Raw genomic sequence first — 18,166 nt, 5'->3', positions numbered from 1 at the left:
TATCGCCGGACCGGGCCGGTCGTGGCAGTCGGGCGCCCCGGCCGTGCGGCACCGGCGGGGCAGCCTGGCGCCCGACGTTGACGTTTACTCCTCGGGGCGTCGGGAACCCGCCGCCCGTGCGACGGGACCAGGAGCGGGATCAGTGCAGGTCAGCCCGGGTTGACCCGGGTGCTGACCGGTTCCCGTCCGGCCTGTACGACGCGGTCCTGCTGGACCGGGACGGCACCCTGGTGGAGGACGTGCCGTACAACGGCGACCCGGAGAAGGTACGGCCGGTGCCGGGCGCCCGGGAAGCGCTGGACCGGTTGCGGGCGGCCGGGTTGCGGCTGGCGGTGGTCACCAACCAGTCCGGCCTGGCCCGGGGCCTGTTCACCGAGGCACAGATGCACGCCGTGCACGCCCGGATCGGGGAGTTGCTGGGTCCGTTCGACCACTGGGCGATCTGCCCGCACGCGGAGGCCGACGGCTGCTCCTGCCGCAAGCCCGCGCCCGGCCTGGTGCACGAGGCCGCCCGCGCGCTCGGCACCACGCCGACCCGGTGCGTGCTGATCGGCGACATCGGCGCGGACACGGGCGCCGCCGCGGCGGCCGGCGCCGCCGCGATCATGGTGCCCACGCCCGCTACGAGGGCCGCCGAGATGGCCGCCGCGCCCACAGTCGCCGCCGACCTGCCGGACGCGGTGGGCATCGTGCTGACCCGGATGCGCCTGACGGCGGCCCCGCGACCCGCTCGCCGCTCCCGCCGGGGCACAGTGCTCGTGGTCCGCAGCGACGCGGCCGGGGACGTGCTGGTGACCGGGCCGGGCATCCGGGCGGTCGCCGCGGGCGCGCGACGGGTGGTGCTGCTCTGCGGGCCACGCGGCCGGGCCGCCGCCGAACTGCTGCCCGGCGTGGACGAGATCATCGAGGCGCCGCTGCCGTGGATCGACGCGCCCGCCCCACCCGTCGACCCCGACGCCGTCCGCGCGCTGACCGGCCGGCTCGCGGAGGTACGCGCCGACGAGGCGGTCGTGTTCACCTCCTTCCACCAGTCCCCACTCCCGCTCGCCCTGCTGCTGCGCCTGGCCGGCGTACCCCGCATCAGCGCGATCAGCGACGACTATCCCGGCAGCCTGCTCGACGTCCGCCACCGCGTCCCGCCCGGCGTACCCGAACCCGAACGCGCCCTGTCCCTCGCCGCCGCCGCCGGCCACGCGCTCCCGGGCCACGACGAACCGGCACTGCGCATCCGCACCGACCGGCTGCCGCCGCCCGCGGAGGCCGCCGGGCCGCCCGGCTACGTGGTCCTGCACCCGGGATCGTCGGTGGAGACCCGCGCCTGCCCGGAGGAACTGGCCACCCGCGTGGTCCGGGTGCTCGCCGCCGCCGGTCACCGGGTTGTGGTCACCGGTGGACCGGACGAGCGGGAGCTGACCGCGCGGGTCGCCGCGGCGGGCGGCGTCGACCTGGGCGGACGGACCGGGTTGGCCGAACTGGCGGCGGTGATCGCCGGAGCCGCCGCGCTGGTGGTCGGCAACACCGGCCCGGCGCACCTGGCCGCCGCGCTCGGCGTGCCCGTGGTGAGCCTGTTCGCACCCACGGTTCCGTTCGGACAGTGGGGGCCCTACCGGGTGCCGACGGTGCGGCTGGGTGACGCGGGCGCGGCCTGCCGGGACACCCGCGCCACCGTCTGCCCGGTCCCCGGGCACCCCTGCCTGTCGGCGGTCGAGCCGGGCCGGGTACTGGAGGCGCTGCGGCTGCTCGGCGTGCCGGCGCCGGCCACGGGCGGGGTGGCCGGATGAACATCCTGCTGTGGCACGTCCACGGCTCGTGGACGACGTCCTTCGTGCACGGCAAGCACCGCTACCTGGTGCCGGTCACCCCGGACCGGGGCCCGTACGGGCTCGGCCGGGCGCGCACCTACCCGTGGCCGGACAACGCCGCCGAGGTCACCCCGGCCGACCTGCGCGACGCTGACGTGGACCTGGTGATCGTGCAACGCCCGGAGGAACTCGACCTGGCCGCCGACTGGCTCGGCCGCAGGCCCGGCCGGGACGTGCCGGCGATCTACGTCGAGCACAACACCCCGAAGGGCGACGTGCCGAACACCCGGCACCCGATGGCCGACCGCGACGACCTGCTGCTGACCCACGTGACCGCGTTCAACGAGCTGTTCTGGGACAACGGCGGCACCCGCACCACAGTCGTCGACCACGGCGTCGTACCACCCGCCGTCGAGTGGACCGGGGAACTCGACCGCCTCGCCGTCGTCATCAACGAGCCGGTACGCCGCTGGCGGGTCACCGGCACCGACCTGCTCGCCCGGTTCGCCGAGCTGGCGCCGCTGGACGTCTACGGGATGAGGGTGGACGGCCTCGCCGCCCACCTCGGCCTGCCCGCCGACCGGCTGACCAGCCACGACGACGTACCCCAGCACACCATGCACGCCGAACTCGCCAAACGGCGCGCGTACCTGCACCTGTGCCGCTGGACCTCGCTCGGCCTCAGCCTCGTCGAGGCCATGACCATGGGCATGCCCGTGGTGGCGCTGGCCACCACCGAGGCGGTGGAGGCGGTGCCACCCGCCGCGGGCGCGCTGTCCACCCGCGTCGACACGCTCGTCGACGCCGCCCGTGGCCTGCTGGACGACCCGGAGTCCGCCCGCCGGGCGGGCGCCGTCGCCCGGGCCGCCGCCCGGGACCGCTACGGCCTGGAGCGATTCCTCGCCGACTGGGACCGGCTGCTGGAGGAGGAAGTATGCGCATCGCGATGATCTCGGAGCATGCCAGCCCGCTCGCCGTCCTCGGCGGGGAGGACGCCGGTGGCCAGAACACGCATGTCGCGGAGCTCTCCGCCGCGCTCGCGGCCGCCGGTCACGACGTGCGCGTCTACACCCGGCTCGACGCGGTGGACCTGCCGGTGAGCGTCCGCACCCCGGACGGGTACGAGGTGGTGCACGTACCGGCCGGGCCGGCCGAACCGGTGGCCAAGGACGACCTGCTGCCGTACATGCCGGCGTTCGGGCAGTGGCTGGCCGAGCGGTGGCGCACCGGCGACTGGCAGCCCGAGGTGGTGCACGCGCACTTCTGGATGAGCGGGCTGGCGGGTCTCGCCGCGGCTCGCCGGGTGGGCGTGCCGGTGGTGCAGACGTACCACGCCCTCGGCACCGTCAAGCGCCGACACCAGGGCGTGCAGGACACCAGCCCACCGGGCCGGGTCGAGCACGAACGGAAGCTGGGCCACTCGGTGGACCGGGTGGTCGCCCAGTGCCAGGACGAGGTCGCCGAACTGGTCCGGATGGGCGTGCCCCGATCCCGGATGACGGTCGTGCCGTCGGGGGTGAACCTGACGACGTTCGCCCCGCTCGGCCCGATCGCCGACCGCGACGGCGACCGGGCCCGCGTCCTCACCGTCGGCCGGCTGGTCGAGCGCAAGGGCTTCCAGGACGTCATCCGGGCCGTCGCCGAGGTGCCGGACGCCGAGTGCGTGGTGGTCGGCGGGCCGCCGGCCGGACTGCTGGAGACCGACCCGTACGCGCTGCGCCTGCGCGCGCTGGCCCGCTCCCTGGGCGTCGCCGACCGGGTACGCCTGATCGGCGCGGCGCCCCGGGAGGAGATGGGCCGCTGGTACCGGTCGGCCGACGTGCTCGTCGCCGCCCCCTGGTACGAGCCGTTCGGGCTCACCCCGCTGGAGGCGATGGCCTGTGGCGTACCGGTGGTCGCGACGGCTGTCGGCGGGCTGATCGACACGGTGGTGGCCGGACGCACCGGCGACCTGGTGCCGCCCCGGGAGCCGGGTGCCCTCGGCGCGGCGATCCGGGGCCTGCTCGGCGACCGGATCCGCCGTTTCGCCTACGCCACCGCCGCGCTGGAGCGGGCCCGCACCCGCTACTCCTGGGCCACCACCGCGGACCGCCTCACCGAGCTGTACGGAGAGGTGGCCACAGTGCGCCGCCCGACCCGGGTGGTCGCCTGATGACGCCCGCCACGCCGGCCGCCGGCGCGACGGTGCTGGAGGACCACCTGAGTCTGCTGGCCGCCGCGCTGCTGCCGCTGCGGGAGGCGGAACAGATGCTGGCCCGCTGGGGTGCGGAGCTGGCGCACCGGCTCGCCGCCGGTGGCCGGCTGCTGGTGGCCGGCAACGGCGGCAGCGCCGCCGAGGCCCAGCACCTCACCGCCGAACTCGTCGGCAAACTCCGCCACGACCGCCAACCCCTGTCCGCCATCGCCCTGCACGCCGAGACCAGCGCCCTCACCGCCATCGGCAACGACTACGGATACGACGAAACCTTCGCCCGGCAGGTCCGCGCCCACGGCCGACCCGACGACCACCTCCTGCTCATGACCACCAGCGGCACCAGCGCCAACCTCCTCACCGCCGCCAACGCCGCCCACCAGACCGGCCTGCGAACCTGGGCCTTCACCGGACCCGCGCCCAACCCCCTCGCCGACCTCTGCCACGAGCACCTGGCGATCGACTCGCCGGACGGGCAGGTGGTGCAGGAACTGCACCTGGTGGCCTCGCACGTGCTCTGCGAGTACGTCGAACTGGCGCTGCCCGCGGCGCTCGCCGCCCGGACGCCGGCCGATCCGGTACGCGCCGGAGTCGAGGTCGTCGTCACAGAGCCGGACCCGGCGGCGCCGGCCGGGCGGGGAGGCCCGGCATGAGGGGACCGCTGGTGGTGCTCGGCGACACGCTGCTGGACCGCGACGTCGAAGGTCTGGTCAACCGGCTCTGCCCGGACTCCCCGGTGCCGGTGCTGGACGAGACCGTGTCCCTCGACCGGCCCGGCGGCGCCGGGCTGGCCGCCGTCTTCGCCGCCGCGCAGGGCGCCGAGGTCGCGCTGGTCACCGCCGTCGCCGACGACGCCGGCGGGGCCCGGCTGGGCACGCTGCTCGCCGCCGCCGGGGTGCGGTTGTACGCGCTTCCGCTCGCCGGCGCCACCCCGGAGAAGATCCGCCTGCGGGCGCGCGGCCGGGTGCTGCTGCGCCACGACCGGGGGGGCGGGAGCGCCGGTGCGCCGGGCCAGCCGAGCGACGCCGTGCTGCGGCTGATCGCCGACGCGTCCGCCGTGCTGGTCAGCGACTACGGCCGGGGCGTGGCGGGGCATCCGGCGCTGCGCGCCGCGCTGGCCGCGACCCGGGCGCCGGTGGTCTGGGATCCGCATCCGCGCGGGCCGGCCGCCGTACCCGGGGTGCACCTGGCCACCCCGAACGAGCCCGAGGCCCGCGAGCTGGCCAAGACGCCGCCGGGCGGCTCCCGCCTGGCCGTCGCGTCCCGCAGCGCGCACGCGTTGCGCCGCCGCTGGCAGGCGCGCGCGGTGGCGGTGACGCTCGGCGGGGACGGCGCGCTGCTCAGCCATGCCGGCGCCACGCCCCTGGTGGTCCCGGCGCCGCCCGCCGAGGGGGACACCTGCGGGGCGGGGGACCGGTTCGCGTCCACCGCGACGCTGGCCCTGGCCCGGGGCGCGCTCGTGTCCGAGGCGGTGCAGGAGGCGGTGGCCGAGGCGTCCGCGTACGTGGCCGGGGGCGGCGTGGCCACCGCGCTGCCCGCGCCGGTGCGGGCGGTGGCCCCCGCCGTGGTCACCGGCGGCGGGGACCGGATCGGCGCCGGGGCGGCCGGCGAGGTGGTGGCCCGGGTACGCGCGGCCGGCGGCACCGTGGTGGCCACCGGCGGCTGCTTCGACCTGCTGCACGCCGGGCACCTGGCGACGCTGCAGGCGGCCCGGCAGCTCGGCGACTGCCTGGTGGTCTGCCTCAACTCCGACGCCAGCGTGGCCGGGCTCAAGGGGCCGGGACGTCCGGTCGTGCCGCACGGTGACCGGGGGCGGCTGCTCGCCGCGCTCGGCTGCGTCGACGCGGTGCTGATCTTCGACGAGCCGACTCCGGAGGCGGCGCTGTCCTGGTTGCGCCCGGACATCTGGGTCAAGGGCGGCGACTACGCCAGCGGCGGCGGGCCGGAGACGCTGCCCGAGACGGAGATCCTGGCCCGGTGGGGCGGCCACACGGTGGTCGTGCCGTACCTGGACGGACGCTCGACCACCGACATGATCGCGGCGGCGCGGGCCGGGTGGGGCAGCGGCCGGCCGGCCGGGTCGGTCGATCCGGCCGAGGCCGTCGCGCCGGGCCGGTCCACGGCGAAGGGAACACGATGAACGAGCGACGCATCCGGCCCGGCGCGGTCGCGCCCGCCTGCCCGACGGTGCCGACGTGAGCGCCGGAGCGCCCGGAGCCGGGCCGACCGTCCTGGTGACAGGTGGCTCCAGCGGGCTCGGCGCGGCGGTGGTCGCCGCGGTGGCCCGCGCCGGTGGCCGCCCGCTGGTGCTGGACCGGCAGCGTCCCGCCGACGGGGTGCCCTGGGTCGAGTGCGACCTGGCCGACACCCGCGCCGCCGAGGCCGCCACCCGCGATCTCGCGGAACGCTCCGGCGGGCTGGACGCGGTGGTCACCGCCGCCGGGATGGACGTGCCGGGCAAGCTGGCCGACATCCCGGCGGAGACCTGGGAACGGATCGTCACGGTGGACCTGCTCGCCACCGCCGCGGTGGTCCGGGCCGCGCTGCCCTGGCTGGAGGCGTCCCGGGGCAGCATCGTCACAGTCGCCTCCACGCTCGGGGTGAAGGCGGTCAGCGACGCGACCGCGTACTGCGCGGCGAAGTTCGGGGTGGTCGGCTTCACCCGGGCGCTCGCCGCCGAACTGGCCGGCACGGTGGGCGTGACGCTGCTGATCCCGGGCGGGATGCGTACCGCGTTCTTCGACGAACGCGACGCGCAGTACCGCCCCGGCCCGGACGCGGTGCTCAACGAGCCGGCCGACACCGCCGCCGCTGTCATGTTCGCGCTGTCCCAGCCGGCCGGTTGCGCGGTACGCGAGATGGTGGTCTGCGCCGCGCAGGAGTCCTCGTACCCGTGATCCTGGTGCTGCGGGCGCTCGGGGTCGGCGACCTGGCCACCGCCGTGCCGGCGCTGCGCGGGCTCCGGGCCGGCCTGCCGGGCCGGGAACTGGTACTGGCCGCTCCGGCCTGGCTGGCGCCGCTGGCGGAGCTGACCGGGGCGGTGGACCGGGTGCTGCCCACCACCGGACCGGACCGGGTCGCCTGGACCGGGCCGCCGCCGGAGGTGGCGGTCAACCTGCACGGCCGGGGACCGCTGTCGCACCGGGCGCTGGCCGCCGTCCGTCCCGGCCGGCTGCTCGCCCACCACAACCCGGAGGCCGGACACCCGCACGGCCCCACCTGGGACGAGGACGAGCACGAGGTGCGCCGCTGGTGCCGGCTGCTGCACGCGTACGGGCTGCCGGCCGATCCGGGGGACCTGGCGCTGCGGCGGCCGGCGGTGACCGGCGTACCGGCCGGGGTGACGCTGCTGCACCCGGGCGGCAAGATCCCGGCGAAGCGCTGGCCGGCGGACCGCTTCGCCGGCCTGGCCCGGGAACTGGCCGCGCGCGGGCACCGGGTGGCGGTCACCGGCTCGCCGGACGAGCGGGTGCTGGCCGAGCAGGTCGCCCACGACGCCGGGCTGCCGCCGCGGGCGGTGCTGGCGGGCCGGACCGGACTGGCCGAGCTGGCCGCGCTGGTCGCCGGCGCGCGCCTGGTGGTCAGCGGGGACACCGGCGTCGCCCACCTCGCGACCGGCTACGGCACCGCCTCGGTGGTGCTGTTCGGCCCGGTGCCGGCGGCGCACTGGGGCCCACCGCCTGACCGGCCGCGGCACCGGGCGCTCGGAACGATCAGTCTCACCCCCGTCAACCGGGATTCGACCGGGTCAGGCGGGGTAGGAACCCACCCGACATTGAATGCCATCGGGATCGACGAGGTGGTGGCCGCGGTGGCCGACGTGGAACGGGTCTCCGGTGCGGTTGCGGCGTAGCGATCCGGGCCGGCCGGGGTACGCCCGCCGGCGGCGCGGCAAGGGCTGGCTGTTCCTCGACCCGGCCGGCGAGCCGGTGCGCGACGCCGAGGAGCTGGCGCGGCTGCGCGAGTTGGTGATCCCGCCCGCCTGGCGGGACGTGTGGATCTCGCCCTACCCGAACGGCCACATCCAGGCCACCGGCATCGACGCGGCGGGCCGCAAGCAGTACCTCTACCACCCGGGCTGGCGGCGCAAGCGCGACGAGGCCAAGTTCGACCACGTGCTGGAGGTGGCGCACCGGCTGCCGGCGCTGCGCGACCGGGTCACGCAGGACCTGGCGCTGCGCGGCCTGCGCCGGGAACGGGTGCTGGCGACGGTCGCCCGGCTGCTGGACATGGGCGCGTTCCGGGTCGGCAGCGACCAGTACGCCACCGGTGACGACCCCACGTTCGGGGTGGCCACGCTGCGCCCCGAGCACGCCCGCTCCCGGGGCGGCCGCGTGGTGTTCGAGTTCCCGGCGAAGGGCGGCATCGAGCAGGTCCGCCGGATCGAGGACGCGGAGCTGTGCCAGGTGCTGCTCAACCTGCGCCGGCGGCGGCGGGCGCAGGAGCGGCTGTTCGGCTACTGGGACGGCCGGGCCTGGCGCGATGTGCGCAGCGACGAGGTGAACGACTACCTGCGCGACGCCAGCGGCGGCGAGATGACAGCGAAGGACTTCCGCACCTGGCATGCGACGGTGCTGGCCGCGGCAGAACTGGCCGCGGTGGGACCGCAGCGCTTCGCCACCGCCCGCAGGCGCGCCGTGGCGGCGGTGATGCGTTCGGTGGCCGAACTGCTCGGCAACACCCCGACGGTGGCCCGGACCTCGTACGTGGACCCGCGCGTGGTCGACCTCTACCACGACGGGGTGCTGGCGCCGGTGCGGCCGGAGATGCCGCGCGAGTTGGTGGAGAAGTCGGTGCTGGCGCTGCTGGAGCAGGAGGCCGGCTGAGTGCGACCGGCCCCGCCGGTCCTGGGGGGATGCGCGACGGGGCCGGAAATCGTGGCCGCGGGGTGCGGTACCGGTGCACCACCGGGCGGGCCGCCCACGGCCGAACCGCCGTGGGCGCCGCGCCACGGCCCCCCGATATCCATGGGCCACCGCGAGCGGTATGTATCGGCCCGAGTTCAGTATGTACGGGCCGGGTTGACGGCGGATGCCGTGGTGTTGACGATCCGTGCCGATTCCAGGTGACGGGCCCGGTACGCCTGAGGCGTCTCCCCCTGGGCGGCACGGAAGACCCGGCTGAAGTGCGCCTTGTCCCGGAATCCCCAGCGGGCGGCGATGACCTGGATCGAGCGGTCGCCGAGTGCCGGGTCGGTGAGATCGCGACGGCACCGGGCCAGCCGCTCGTCCCGGATGTACGCGGCCACTGTGGTCTCCTCGTCCTCGAAGAGCCGGTGCAGCGAGCGCAGCGAGATGTGGTGCGCGTCGGCGATCCTGCCCGGGTCCAGCGTGGCGTCGCCGAGGTGCTGGCGCACGTACCCGTGCACCTGTTCCCGCAGCGCACGCCGCCGGATCTCGGTGGGCACCGCGTCCTCGGAGACGAGGTTGCGCCCGAGCAGCGTGGCGACCAGGTCCAGGCCGACGGCGCCCAGCCGCTCCGCGTCGGCCGCGTGGTACTGATCGGGGTGCGCGGTGATGCGGGTGAGGAAGTCGGCGACCAGCGCGCCGACGCCCTCGGAGCCGGACATCCGGCCGGCGAACAGGCGAGCGAGCTTGCGGTGCGGCAGCGGCAGCGCGTCGTACGGCACGAGGGCCACGACGGAGCGGGCGTACGCGGGCCCGGCGGCGTCGGCGTGGTGGCTGACCTCGTGCGGGCGGGAGCAGTCGTAGAAGGTGAGGTCACCGGGGCGGCACCGGGCCCGCCGCCCCTCCTGGACGGCCTGACTGGTCCCGGTGAGCGTCAGCGCGAGCAGGTAGTAGTCCGGGTCGGAGCGCCGGATCAGCTTCGAGGTGCGCACGCAGTCCAACGACGGGTAGCGGTAGCGGATGAGCCGCATCCGGCCCAGTTCGATGAACTCCGCGCGGGCGGCGAAGTCGTCGGCGTGCGCGGTGCGCACCCGCAGCGGCGTCGGGCTGCCCGCCAGCATGTCCAGCCACATGCCGAAGCGCTCCCGTGGTGGCAGCGCGGCCGTGTCGAGAACCTGGCGTTGCAGCTTTCCGTCCATCAAGGACCCCCGTGGCTCGTCACTCCTGCTCTAAGCAGGACGCCCCACGGGGTCGAAAAGCGACACCCGTGGGGCGTGACGTCCGTCATTGACGGACCGGCGATCCTCCTGTTAGGAGTCCGTTCAGTCGTTCAGCACGTGGGAAAGCCGGTCCCGGAACCGGCGCTCGGAATCAGTCACCGTGTCGCCGCCCAGACCCAGGATGCCGCCGGTGGAGGCGGCGCCCACCACCTGCTCGGCGATCTCCACCAGCCAGTGCCGGTAGGCCCCGGCCTGCCCTTCGTCCACCCGCGCGCCGAGCAGCGCGGACGCCTGCCCGGCCCGGGCCAGCACGTCCTCGATCATCGCCTTCGGGTCTTCCGGCGTGATCACCGGCAGCTCCGCCCCGGTCTCCGGGTCGCCCACCCGGTCGACGATCTCACCGGCCACCGCCGCCACCAGCGGGCTCGCCGACTCCCGGCCGGCGGCGATGGTCCCCAGCCCGGCGGCGTTCTCGGCCATGGTCCGGCGGGTGCCGTCGGACTCGGCGGCGGCCGCCGCGGTGAGCACCGACTGCGGCAGCCCCACAAGCAGTCCCCACTCCTCGTCGGAGACGCCGAACCGGGTGTACGCCGGCTGCTCGATCACGATCAGGCCCCTTTCGCCGTGGTCGTCGTTGTCGACGGGCGCCCCCGTGGCGCCCGGGTCAGGCTAGTCCAGCGTCAGCAGGCCCTGTTCGGACACCACGCGCACGGACAGCGTCTTGTAGCCCACCTCGTCGAAGAGCACTGTCATCCGGTCCTCCTCGTAGCTGAGCACCAGGCCGGCGCCCCACTCCGGGTGGCGGACCTGACTGTGCACCGGGAACGGCCCGACCGCGCCGTCGGCTGCCACGCTGGTGCCCGCGTGGCAGTTGTCGCAGTGCCCGCACACCTCGCTCATCTGCTCGCCGAAGTACGCCAGCAGGGCCTGGCCCCGGCAGCCGGTGGTCTCGGCGAAGGCGCGCATCATGTCGGTACGCGACCGGGTCACCGTCTGCTGACGTTCCGCCTCGGCGAGCGCCGCGTGGCCGGACTCGGCCGCCGCCGGGGCGTACCGAGGGGCGCCGATGCGCTGTTTGGCCCGTGGCTCGGCGGCGCCCACCTGCTCCAGCAGGGACAGGTACTGCCCCAGCTTGCGCGGACCGAGGCCGGTCAGCTCCCGCAGCTCCTTGCGGTTGCGGGCCTTGCCGCGCAGCACCGCCGCCAGCTCGGTCAGCTCCTTTTCGTCCGGCAGCCCGCCGCTGAAGTAGCGCTGGAGCCCGACGTCCTCGGAGCGCCACAGCAGCAGCACCCGGGCCGGCGAGCCGTCGCGCCCGGCCCGGCCGATCTCCTGGAAGTAGCTGTCCGGCGAGTCGGGCAGCGCCATGTGCGCCACCCAGGCGATGTTCGGCTTGTCGATGCCCATGCCGAACGCCGACGTGGCCACCATGATCGGCACCCGGTCGGCCAGGAACGCCTCGTGCAGCTCGTGCCGGGCCGCGGTGGGCATGCCGCCGTGGTAGAACTCGGCCGGGAAACCGGCGCCGGTGAGCCGCTCGGCCAGCTCCTCGGCCGCCCGGCGGGTCGGCACGTAGATGATGCCGGGCCGCTCGTCGTCGCGCAGCAGCGCGATGAGCCGCCGCCACCGGTAGTCGTCGGTCGGGCAGTGGGCCACCTCCAGGAAGAGGTTGGACCGGTCCAGCCCGGAGACCACCACCTCCGGATCGCGCAGCCGCAGCCGGGCGATGATGTCGTCGCGTACCGGCGGGGAGGCGGTCGCGGTGAGCGCCACCACCGGCGGCCGGCCGAGGCCGTCGATCAGGTGGCCCAGCGCCAGGTAGTCCGGCCGGAAGTCGTGGCCCCACGCGGAGATGCAGTGCGCCTCGTCGATCGCCACCAGCGCCGGCTTCAGCTCGCGCACCTCGGCCAGGCGGTCCGGGTTGCTCAGTGCCTCCGGCGTGATGAACAGGAACTCCGCGCGTCCGGCCCGGATGTCCTCGATCGCCTCGGCCTGCTGGGCGGCGCTCTCGTCCGAGCTGATCCGCACCGCGCGCAGCTCCGGGCGCTGCCGTTCGTTGAGCGCGGCGATCTGGTCCTGCTGCAACGCCAGCAGCGGGGAGATCACCACCGTCGGGCCGGGGATCAGGCTGGCCGGGATCTGGTAGATCGCCGACTTGCCGGCCCCGGTGGGCAGCACCACCAGGGCGTCGCGGCGCTTCATCACGGCGCGCATGGCGGCGAGCTGGTTGGGCCGCAGCGCGGTCCAGCCGAACAGGTTCCGCGCCGCCCGGCGCAGGCTGGTGGAGTGCGTGGTCAGTTTCATCAAGCGCCTCAGCTACCCCGGGCGATCCCGCGCGAAACCGGCACCGCCGCTCACCGCAGCCGGGGCAGGATCTCGTGCTGGTACAGGTCGAACAGGCCCTGCCAGTGCGGGCCGGTGTTCGCCACGTACACCTCGTCGAAGCCGGCCTTGGCGTACTCGTCGATCATCTCCAGGTGGGCGTCGGCGTCCCGGCCGCAGACGAACGCCTCCCGCACCTGCTCCGGCCGGACCAGTTCGGCGGCCTGCTCGAAGTGCCGGGGGGAGGGGAGCACCTGGGACAGCTCGCCCGGCACGCCCGCGTTGGGCCAGCGCTCGTACGCGATCCGCGCGCCCTCGTCGGCGCTGTCGGCGTACGCGGCCTTGAAGCCGCCCTGGCACGGCTTGTCGCCGCCACCGGACTCGCGGAACCGGCGCACCATGTCGGCGTCCGGCATGGTGCTGACGTAGCCGTCGCCGATCCGCCCGGCCAGCTCGATCGACTTCGGGCCGAAACCGGAGACGTAGATCGGCGGGGGCGCGTCCGGCCGGGTGTAGATGCGGGCGTGCTCGACCGTGTAGTGCTTGCCGTGGTGGTTGACGAACTCGCCCCGCCACAGCTCGCGGATCACCTCCACCGCCTCCTCCAGCATCTCCAGCCGCACGTCGGTCTGCGGCCAGGCATCGCCGAAGATGTGCTCGTTGAGCGCCTCGCCGGTGCCCACGCCGAGCACGAACCGTCCCTCGTGCAGCACCGCGCTGGTGGCCGCCGCCTGCGCGATCACCGCCGGGTGGATGCGCATGGTCGGGCAGGTGACAGCGGTGGTCACGGGCAGCCGGCACACCTGGCTGAGCGCGCCGATGGTGGACCAGACGAACGGGCTCTGGCCCTGCGCGTCGACCCACGGGTGGTAGTGGTCGGAGATCCACAGTGCCTCGAACCCGGCCTGCTCGGCGCCGCGCGCCTGGGCCAGCAGCTCCGCCGGGGTGTACTCCTCGCTGGACAGGAAGTAGCCGATCTTCATGGTGGGTGCCCTCTCGCCGTGACCGGACGGCTTCGTCGTGTCCGGACACGGCAAGCCCTACCCCGGGCGGCGGGCCCCAACCCGGTCGGGCGCGGGATCAGCGGCGGAACATGGCCCGGATCGCGATCAGCAGGAACAGGCCGCCGACCACCAGGCCGAGCAGGCGTACGCCGGGGATGTCGGCGGCGCTGGTGGCGTCGGCGAGCGGCAGGGCGGACATGTGGGAACTCTCCCACGGGTGGTCGCGGGGCGCCACCGGCTAACAGTAAGGATTGTTGACTATTTAGCGGCGCGGTGTGACCATGGCAGCACCCGCCAGCCCCGGCGGGTCCGTGGGGGAGACGGGGGTACGACAGCAGATGAGCGAGCGGACCATGGGATCGACCGGAGACCTGGCGGCGCTCGCCGCCGCCGTCCTGCAACCCGGGTTCGTCGGCACCACGCCGCCACCGTGGGTGTGCCGCTGGCTCGGCGAAGGACTCGGCTCGGTCGTCCTGTTCGCCCGCAACGTCGTCGACAACGAGCAGGTCGCCACGCTCACCGCGAACCTGCGCGCCGAGCGGCCGGACGTCATCGTCGCGATCGACGAGGAAGCCGGCGACGTCACCCGGATCGAGTCCGCCCGGGGCAGCTCCCGGCCCGGCAACTACGCGCTCGGCGCGGTCGACGACCCGGCGCTGACTGAGGAGGTCGCCCGCGACCTCGGCGCCGAACTCGCGGCGGCCGGTGTGACGCTCGACTACGCCCCGGACGCCGACGTCAACTCCAACCCGGCCAACCCGGTCATCGGGGTGCGCTCCTTCGGCGCCGACCCGGCGCTCGTCGCCCGGCACACCGCCGCCTGGGTACGAGGACTGCAGTCCGGCGGCGTGGCCGCCTGCGCCAAGCACTTCCCCGGACACGGCGACACCCGGGTCGACTCGCACCACGACCTGCCGCTCATCGGCGGCGATCGGGCCCGCCTCGACGCTGTCGAACTGGCCCCGTTCCGCGCCGCCGTCGCGGCCGGGGCGCAGGCGGTGATGACCGGTCACCTGCTGGTGCCGGCGCTGGACCCGGAGCTGCCCGCCACACTCAGCCCGCGCGTGCTCGGCGGCCTGCTGCGCGAGGAGATGGGCTTCGGCGGCGTGGTGGTCACCGACGCGGTGGAGATGCGCGCGGTGGCCGACCGGTACGGCTTCACCGGCGCCGCGGTACGCGCGCTCGTGGCCGGCGCCGACGCGATCTGTGTGGGCGGGGAACGGGCCACCGAGGCCGACGCCCGCGAGCTGCGCGACGCGATCGTCGCGGCGGTGATCAGCGGGGAACTGCCCGAGGAGCGGCTCGCCGAGGCGGCCAAGCGCGTCGGTCAGCTCGCCGCGTGGAGCGTCGCCGCCCGCGCCCGCCGGACCGCCGGACCGCCCTCGGCCGAGGGCTCACCGATCGGGCTCACCGCCGCCCGCCGGGCGGTACGGGTCACCGGCGACGCCGGGCTGCTGCCGCTGGCCGGTCCGGCGCACGTGGTGGAGTTCGAGCCCTCGCGCAACATCGCCATCGGCGAGGAGACGCCGTGGGGCATCGCCGCCCCGCTGGCCCACCTGGCGCCGGGCACCACGACCGCCCGCTACGCCGCCGACGCCGTACCGGCCGATCCGGGCGCGACGCCGGCCGGCCGGCCGCTGGTGCTCGTGGTGCGCGACCTGCACCGCCACGACTGGATGCGGGACGCGGTACGCCGGGCGCTCGCCGTCCGCCCGGACGCGGTGGTGGTCGAGCTGGGCGTGCCCGAGCTGGTCACCGGCGCGGTGCACCTGGCCACCCACGGCGCCACCGCGGCCGCGGCGCGGGCCGCCGCCGAGGTGCTGACCGGCGCACGCTGACTCCGGGCCGGCCGGGTGGGAAAGTCCCCCGGCCGGGCCTCACGCCGCGTCGGCCAGCAGGTCGGCGTACTCGGGGTGGCGCTCGATGAAGGCGGCCACGAACGGGCACTGCGCCACCACCCGGCCGCCCCGGGCACGGACCTGGTCCAGCGCGCCCCGGACCAGCGCCGCGCCGACGCCCTTGCCCTGGAACCGGCCGTCGACCTCGGTGTGGGTGAAGACGAGCGTCTCGCCGCGGGGCGTGTACGCGGCGAATCCGCCCAGCGCGTCGTCCACCAGGATCTCGAAGCGGCGCTTCGCGGTGTTCTCCTCGACCAGAAAACTCACCGGATCATTCTCCCTCCGGGCCCGGCCAGCCGGTCCAGTTCGGCCAGCAGCCGGTCCACCTCGTCGACGGTGTTGTAGTGGTAGACGCTGGCCCGCACCGCGCCGCCGTCGGCGCGCAGCCCCATGCCCTCGAAGTACTCGTAGGCGTAGTAGTCGCCGTGCGACAGGCACAGGCCCGCCTCGCCGAGCGCCGCCGCCGTCTGCGCCGGGGCCAGGGCGGCCACCCGGAACGACACCGTCGGGCAGCGCCGGGCCGGCGCGCCGTACACGGTCACGAACGGGCGGTCGGCGAGCCCGGCGAGCAGCCGGTCGAAGACCGCCTCCTCGTGCGCCTGCGCGGCGGTCAGCCCGGCGCGCAGGCGTGCCCGGCGATCGCCGGTCGCCTCCGGATTCAGCCCGGCCAGGTGATCCACCGCGGCGGTCACTCCGGCCAGCAGCGGGAAGCTCGGCGTGCCGTACTCGAACCGGTCGGGCACCGCGTCGGCGGAGGGGAGCAGCTTCGCCGGGCGCAGCGGTTCCCACCGCTCAGGATCGGCCACCATGGCCGCCAGGTGCGGACCGGACCACTTGTACGCGCTGGTCACCAGGAAGTCGGCGCCGAGCGAGGCCAGGTCGGTCGGGCCGTGCGGCACGGAGTGCACGCCGTCCACGCAGACCAGCGCCCCGGCCACGTGCGCGGTCTTGGCGATCGTCGCCACGTCCGGCACGGTGCCGATCGCGTTGCTGCCGGCGGTCACCGCCACCAGCCGGGTGCGTTCGGTGACCAGGTCGGCGTACTGCCCGGCGGGCAGCTCGCCGGTCGCCGGGTCGAACTCGGCCCAGCGCACCGTGGCGCCGGACGCCTGCGCGGCCTGCACCCACGGCCGGACGTTGGCGTCGTGGTCCAGCCGGGAGACCACCACCTCGTCGCCCGGACGCCAGCCGGCGCCGAGCGAGCGGGCCAGTGTGTACGTCAGCGCTGTCGCGCTCGGCCCGAGCACCACGCCCGACGGCTGGGCGCCGAGCAGGTCGGCGACAGCGGCCCGCGCGCCGGCGACCAGGTCCAGCGCCCGGCGGCCGGGCAGGAACGCGGTGCTGCGGTTGCCGGTCGCGGCCCGCATCGCCCCGGCCACGGCCTCGACGACGGTGGCGGCGGTCTGGGTGCCCCCGGCGCCGTCGAAGTGGGCGAATCCCTCGCCCAGGGCAGGGTAGGCGGCCCGGACCCGGGCGACGTCGAAAGCCATTCCGGAACCCTAGCGCGCAACCCGGACACGCCGCCCGGCACGGACTCCCGGCGCCCGTGGACGAAGGCGCGATGGCGCGTGCCGCCTATCCTTGGGCCGGTGACGATCCGACGCGCCACCTCCGCCCCCGCCCGCCGCGCCGCCGGTCTGCTCGCCGGCCTGGCCCTCGGCGCCGCTCTGCTCGCCGGATGCAGCTCCGAGGGCGCCGAGACCGACTGCGGTCTGGACGCCTGCACGATCACCTTCGACCGCGGCGTCGAGGCCAGCGCGCGAATCCTCGGCGTCGAGGCCAAGCTGGTCGGTGCCCAGGGTGACCAGGTGACAGTCGAGGTGGCGGGGGAACAGCTCTCGCTCACCGTGGGCCAGCAGGCCACCGAGGTCGCCGGCTTCCAGGTCAGCCTGGACAGCGTCACCGACCAGCAGGTCGTGCTGCGGGTCGCCCGCGACCTCAACGGCTGATCCGTTTCGGCCGTCCCGGCGGGTGGTCACGTTTGGAAAACCGCCCGCCGGGAGATTGAGGGCTCATGTCTCTCACCCGGAATGCCGGAGCCACCGCCGCCCAGGCTCGTAACAGCCGGTGGCTCGAACTGTTGACCCGTGCCGGATTCATCGGTTACGGGGTTGTGCACCTCCTCTTCGCCTGGCTGGCGCTGCAGATCGCCTTCGGTAAGTCGGGCGAGGAGGGAAACCAGAACGGCGCGCTGCGCACCCTCGGTGAACAGCCGCTCGGTAAGTTCCTCCTGATCGCCGTGGCGGTCGGCCTGTTCGCCATGGCGATCTGGCAGGCCTTCGAGGCGATCTCCGGCCACGTCTCCAAGACCGGCAAGGAACGACTCTTCGAGCGGATCGCCTCGGCGGTCCGGGTCGTGGTCTTCGTCTGGCTGGGCTGGACCGCGATCAAGGTCTTCCAGGACGCCAGCGCCAACGCCTCCGACCAGCAGCAGCAGTTCTCCGAGAAGCTGATGGCCTCCGACGGCGGCCGGTGGCTGGTCGGGCTGGCCGGCGTGGCGCTCGCCGCGCTCGGCATCGGCATGGTGATCTACGGCCTGAAGAAGAAGTTCGAGCGCAACCTGAAGACCGGCGAGATGAGCCCGAAGACCCGGCAGCTCACCCGCCGCCTCGGCATGGCCGGGTACGCCTCCCGAGGCGCGGTGTTCGCCATCGCCGGCCTGCTGGTCGTGGTCGCCGCGGTCAACTACGACCCGGAGAAGGCTCGTGGTCTCGACGCCGCCCTGCGTACGCTGCGCGACCAGTCGTACGGGCCGTGGCTGCTGGCGCTCATGGCGCTCGGCATCGCCGCGTTCGGTGTCTACTGCTTCTTCCAGTCCCGGTACCGCAAGGTCTGATCCTGGTCGATACCCGGGCCGCCGGGCACCATTGGGCCTTTGCCCGATT

At 75.0% G+C, this 18,166-nt stretch carries 18 protein-coding genes; 11 read left to right on the top strand and 7 right to left on the bottom strand.

The window, feature by feature from the left end:
- Positions 1-116: 116 nt before the first annotated feature.
- The 8 genes from ACFYO8_RS07800 to ACFYO8_RS07765 are packed head-to-tail and all read left to right on the top strand — an operon-like array spanning position 117 to position 8,819.
- Entirely contained in the window at positions 117-1,781 is a 1,665-nt protein-coding gene (locus ACFYO8_RS07800) for an HAD-IIIA family hydrolase (protein WP_387187853.1), read from the top strand.
- Positions 1,778-2,752: a glycosyltransferase gene (locus tag ACFYO8_RS07795; protein ID WP_354867118.1), complete on the top strand. Its 975-nt coding sequence runs from the start codon at positions 1,778-1,780 to the stop codon at positions 2,750-2,752. The genes ACFYO8_RS07800 and ACFYO8_RS07795 overlap by 4 nt, the downstream gene beginning before the upstream one ends.
- The gene (locus ACFYO8_RS07790) at positions 2,737-3,954 is read left to right on the top strand and encodes a glycosyltransferase (RefSeq protein WP_354867116.1); all 1,218 of its coding nucleotides are present in this window, start codon (positions 2,737-2,739) and stop codon (positions 3,952-3,954) included. The genes ACFYO8_RS07795 and ACFYO8_RS07790 overlap by 16 nt, the downstream gene beginning before the upstream one ends.
- Entirely contained in the window at positions 3,954-4,646 is a 693-nt protein-coding gene (locus ACFYO8_RS07785) for an SIS domain-containing protein (protein ID WP_354867114.1), read from the top strand. Before ACFYO8_RS07790 ends, ACFYO8_RS07785 begins: the two co-directional genes overlap by 1 nt.
- A complete protein-coding gene (locus ACFYO8_RS07780; protein ID WP_355015135.1) occupies positions 4,643-6,133 on the top strand; it encodes a PfkB family carbohydrate kinase in 1,491 nt (496 codons plus the stop codon). Before ACFYO8_RS07785 ends, ACFYO8_RS07780 begins: the two co-directional genes overlap by 4 nt.
- A 55-nt stretch (positions 6,134-6,188) precedes the next feature.
- Positions 6,189-6,890 carry an SDR family oxidoreductase gene (locus tag ACFYO8_RS07775; RefSeq protein ID WP_354867110.1) on the top strand — a complete coding sequence of 234 codons (702 nt, stop codon included), beginning with the start codon at positions 6,189-6,191 and terminating at the stop codon, positions 6,888-6,890.
- Positions 6,887-7,846 (top strand): glycosyltransferase family 9 protein, encoded by a 960-nt coding sequence (locus tag ACFYO8_RS07770; RefSeq protein ID WP_354867108.1) that lies wholly within the window; start codon positions 6,887-6,889, stop codon positions 7,844-7,846. The genes ACFYO8_RS07775 and ACFYO8_RS07770 overlap by 4 nt, the downstream gene beginning before the upstream one ends.
- The gene (locus ACFYO8_RS07765) at positions 7,830-8,819 is read left to right on the top strand and encodes a DNA topoisomerase IB (protein ID WP_355015136.1); all 990 of its coding nucleotides are present in this window, start codon (positions 7,830-7,832) and stop codon (positions 8,817-8,819) included. Before ACFYO8_RS07770 ends, ACFYO8_RS07765 begins: the two co-directional genes overlap by 17 nt.
- Positions 8,820-8,995: 176 nt before the next feature.
- Here the strand turns inward: ACFYO8_RS07765 and ACFYO8_RS07760 are convergent, their stop codons facing one another.
- From ACFYO8_RS07760 to ACFYO8_RS07740, 5 genes are all read right to left on the bottom strand, one after another.
- Positions 8,996-10,039: a helix-turn-helix domain-containing protein gene (locus ACFYO8_RS07760; RefSeq protein WP_387256869.1), complete on the bottom strand. Its 1,044-nt coding sequence runs from the start codon at positions 10,037-10,039 to the stop codon at positions 8,996-8,998.
- Between the two features lie 123 nt (positions 10,040-10,162).
- Entirely contained in the window at positions 10,163-10,666 is a 504-nt protein-coding gene (locus tag ACFYO8_RS07755) for a hypothetical protein (protein ID WP_354867102.1), read from the bottom strand.
- A 63-nt stretch (positions 10,667-10,729) separates the two neighbouring features.
- The gene (locus tag ACFYO8_RS07750) at positions 10,730-12,361 is read right to left on the bottom strand and encodes a RecQ family ATP-dependent DNA helicase (protein WP_354867100.1); all 1,632 of its coding nucleotides are present in this window, start codon (positions 12,359-12,361) and stop codon (positions 10,730-10,732) included.
- Positions 12,362-12,411: 50 nt separating this feature from the next.
- Entirely contained in the window at positions 12,412-13,362 is a 951-nt protein-coding gene (locus tag ACFYO8_RS07745) for a TIGR03557 family F420-dependent LLM class oxidoreductase (protein WP_354867098.1), read from the bottom strand.
- A 97-nt stretch (positions 13,363-13,459) separates the two neighbouring features.
- Positions 13,460-13,582 carry a hypothetical protein gene (locus ACFYO8_RS07740; protein WP_013285408.1) on the bottom strand — a complete coding sequence of 41 codons (123 nt, stop codon included), beginning with the start codon at positions 13,580-13,582 and terminating at the stop codon, positions 13,460-13,462.
- Between the two features lie 139 nt (positions 13,583-13,721).
- On the opposite strand from ACFYO8_RS07740, the gene ACFYO8_RS07735 reads away from it, so the two are divergent.
- A complete protein-coding gene (locus ACFYO8_RS07735) occupies positions 13,722-15,221 on the top strand; it encodes a glycoside hydrolase family 3 protein (RefSeq protein ID WP_354867617.1) in 1,500 nt (499 codons plus the stop codon).
- Between the two features lie 39 nt (positions 15,222-15,260).
- On the opposite strand, the gene ACFYO8_RS07730 is transcribed toward ACFYO8_RS07735, so the two are convergent.
- A complete protein-coding gene (locus ACFYO8_RS07730) occupies positions 15,261-15,548 on the bottom strand; it encodes a GNAT family N-acetyltransferase (protein ID WP_354867095.1) in 288 nt (95 codons plus the stop codon).
- A complete protein-coding gene (locus ACFYO8_RS07725; RefSeq protein ID WP_354867094.1) occupies positions 15,545-16,771 on the bottom strand; it encodes a cysteine desulfurase-like protein in 1,227 nt (408 codons plus the stop codon). Before ACFYO8_RS07725 ends, ACFYO8_RS07730 begins: the two co-directional genes overlap by 4 nt.
- A 99-nt stretch (positions 16,772-16,870) precedes the next feature.
- Here ACFYO8_RS07725 and ACFYO8_RS07720 point away from each other — a divergent pair, with 99 nt between their 5' ends.
- Positions 16,871-17,230 (top strand): hypothetical protein, encoded by a 360-nt coding sequence (locus ACFYO8_RS07720; protein WP_354867092.1) that lies wholly within the window; start codon positions 16,871-16,873, stop codon positions 17,228-17,230.
- A 65-nt stretch (positions 17,231-17,295) separates the two neighbouring features.
- The gene (locus tag ACFYO8_RS07715) at positions 17,296-18,117 is read left to right on the top strand and encodes a DUF1206 domain-containing protein (protein WP_355015138.1); all 822 of its coding nucleotides are present in this window, start codon (positions 17,296-17,298) and stop codon (positions 18,115-18,117) included.
- Positions 18,118-18,166: the final 49 nt, after the last annotated feature.

The sequence above is a fragment of the Micromonospora sp. NPDC005257 genome, from assembly GCF_042872445.1.
GTDB lineage: Bacteria > Actinomycetota > Actinomycetes > Mycobacteriales > Micromonosporaceae > Micromonospora.
The sequence above is the reverse complement of the archived record's forward strand: the minus strand, read 5'-3'. Positions and strand labels throughout refer to the sequence as shown.

What these genes read in the sequence shown, in the direction of transcription:
- ACFYO8_RS07745 (WP_354867098.1), bottom strand. Translation starts at nt 13,362, where the DNA reads ATGAAGATCGGCTACTTCCTGTCCAGCGAGGAGTACACCCCGGCGGAG.
- ACFYO8_RS07760 (WP_387256869.1), bottom strand. Translation starts at nt 10,039, where the DNA reads ATGGACGGAAAGCTGCAACGCCAGGTTCTCGACACGGCCGCGCTGCCA.
- ACFYO8_RS07750 (WP_354867100.1), bottom strand. Translation starts at nt 12,361, where the DNA reads ATGAAACTGACCACGCACTCCACCAGCCTGCGCCGGGCGGCGCGGAAC.
- ACFYO8_RS07740 (WP_013285408.1), bottom strand. Translation starts at nt 13,582, where the DNA reads ATGTCCGCCCTGCCGCTCGCCGACGCCACCAGCGCCGCCGACATCCCC.
- ACFYO8_RS07735 (WP_354867617.1), top strand. Translation starts at nt 13,722, where the DNA reads ATGAGCGAGCGGACCATGGGATCGACCGGAGACCTGGCGGCGCTCGCC.
- ACFYO8_RS07790 (WP_354867116.1), top strand. Translation starts at nt 2,737, where the DNA reads ATGCGCATCGCGATGATCTCGGAGCATGCCAGCCCGCTCGCCGTCCTC.
- ACFYO8_RS07795 (WP_354867118.1), top strand. Translation starts at nt 1,778, where the DNA reads ATGAACATCCTGCTGTGGCACGTCCACGGCTCGTGGACGACGTCCTTC.
- ACFYO8_RS07725 (WP_354867094.1), bottom strand. Translation starts at nt 16,771, where the DNA reads ATGGCTTTCGACGTCGCCCGGGTCCGGGCCGCCTACCCTGCCCTGGGC.
- ACFYO8_RS07715 (WP_355015138.1), top strand. Translation starts at nt 17,296, where the DNA reads ATGTCTCTCACCCGGAATGCCGGAGCCACCGCCGCCCAGGCTCGTAAC.
- ACFYO8_RS07780 (WP_355015135.1), top strand. Translation starts at nt 4,643, where the DNA reads ATGAGGGGACCGCTGGTGGTGCTCGGCGACACGCTGCTGGACCGCGAC.
- ACFYO8_RS07785 (WP_354867114.1), top strand. Translation starts at nt 3,954, where the DNA reads ATGACGCCCGCCACGCCGGCCGCCGGCGCGACGGTGCTGGAGGACCAC.